At 69.4% G+C, this 1,844-nt stretch carries 1 protein-coding gene and 1 rRNA gene; one reads left to right on the plus strand and one right to left on the minus strand.

Annotated elements, in window-relative coordinates:
- Positions 1-1,431, plus strand: a 1,431-nt coding sequence (locus tag AB0I28_RS19605; protein ID WP_357495116.1) for a hypothetical protein, incomplete at its 5' end; no start/stop codon positions are given.
- Between the two features lie 53 nt (positions 1,432-1,484).
- Here the strand turns inward: AB0I28_RS19605 and rrf are convergent.
- Positions 1,485-1,601, minus strand: a 5S ribosomal RNA gene (gene rrf, locus AB0I28_RS19610).
- Between the last annotated feature and the right edge of the window lie 243 nt (positions 1,602-1,844).

Raw genomic sequence — 1,844 nt, forward strand, 5'->3', positions numbered from 1 at the left:
GCGACGCTGGTAGCCACCGCCGCTGCCACCGCTCGGGCGGTCGTCACGACGCTGGTACCCGCCACGGTCACCGCTCGGACGGTCATCGCGACGCTGGTAGCCACCGCCGCTGCCACCGCTCGGGCGGTCGTCACGACGCTGGTACCCGCCACGGTCACCGCTCGGACGGTCATCGCGACGCTGATATCCACCGCCGGAACCACCACTGGGGCGGTCGTCACGACGCTGGTACCCGCCACGGTCACCGCTCGGACGGTCATCGCGACGCTGATATCCACCGCCGGAACCGCCACCCGGGCGGTCGTCACGGCGCTGGTAACCACCGCCGGAACCACCACTGGGGCGGTCGTCACGACGCTGATATCCACCGCCGCTGCCACCGCTCGGGCGGTCATCGCGGCCACGGAACGCTCCGCGCTCGCCACCACGGTCGTCACGACCCTGGTAGCCACCACCGGGGCGATCGTCACGGCGCTGGTAGCCACCGCCGGAACCGCCGCCCGGGCGGTCATCGCGACGCTGGTACCCACCGCCGCCGCTGGGGCGGTCGTCCCTGCGCTGGTACCCGCCGCTGCCGCCACCCGGGCGGTCATCACGGCGCTGGAAGCCACGGTCGCCACCACGGTCGTCACGACCCTGGTAACCGCCACCGCCGGCGGGGCGGTCATCGCGGCGCTGGTAACCGCCACGGTCACCGCTGGGGCGATCGTCACGGCGCTGGTAACCGCCACCGCTGCCGCCACCCGGACGGTCATCGCGACGCTGGTACCCACCGCCGCCGCTGGGGCGGTCGTCACGACGCTGATACCCGCCACCGCTGCCGCCACCCGGACGGTCGTCACGGCGCTGGTAACCGCCACCGCTCGGGCGGTCGTCACGGCGCTGGAAGCCACGGTCGCCACCACGGTCGTCACGGCCCTGGTAACCGCCACCGCCGGCGGGGCGGTCATCGCGGCGCTGATAGCCACCGCTGCCGCCGCTGGGGCGGTCATCGCGTCCGCGGTATCCACCGCGGTCGCCGCCTCGATCATCGCGGCCCTGGGATCCACCGGGCCGGTCGTCGCGTCGCTGAGGACGGTCGTCACGGCTGTAACCGCCCTGGCGGCCTCGGCCGCCGTCACGGAAGCCGTTGTTGTGGTCGCTCCGGCCACGGTGTTCGCGGCCCCGCTCGCCGCGGCCGTCACCACCCGGCCTGGAGTTGCGGTCCTTGTCCGAACGGTCCTCAGCAGCTGGCATGCCCATCATTCTCTCGTATCCCGCGGCAGCCGAACCGCCGCACCCGTATTTCACCGCGACCGTCACATGACGACCGCGCCGGCCCGCCCACCGGACGGTTCCGGCTCGCGGCCCCACCTCGCGGTGGTGGCGACCTCTTTTGTCTTGTATTTCGCGCCATGCCGGGGCGAAGTCGCGCAACCTTTTCGGGCATGACTGTGGCCCCGCAGGTTCCCCTGGCGGGGTCCCTGCGGGGCCACGTACGTTAAGTTCGGCGGTGTCCTACTCTCCCACCCCGTTCCCAGGGCAGTACCATCGGCGCTGAAGGGCTTAGCTTCCGGGTTCGGAATGGGACCGGGCGTTTCCCCTTCGCCATGACCACCGACACACTCATCAACACAAACTAACGGTGTGTGGTGAACAACCAGCGAAACTGGTGTTCTCTTCATTCACTTGTCACCGGAGCACAACCCCCGTGCCTGTCACGGTCGAGGGATCCACTCGTGAAGAATGGGATCCCCTCCGATCAAGTAGGGGTGTGCTTCTGTGTGTTGTTTCAGAAGAACATAGTGGGTGCGAGACAAATCATTGACGCTACTTACGCAGCGAGGGTTTTGTTAAGTCCTCGG

It is taken from the genome of Phytomonospora sp. NPDC050363 (genome assembly GCF_040655735.1).
Lineage (GTDB): Bacteria > Actinomycetota > Actinomycetes > Mycobacteriales > Micromonosporaceae > Phytomonospora.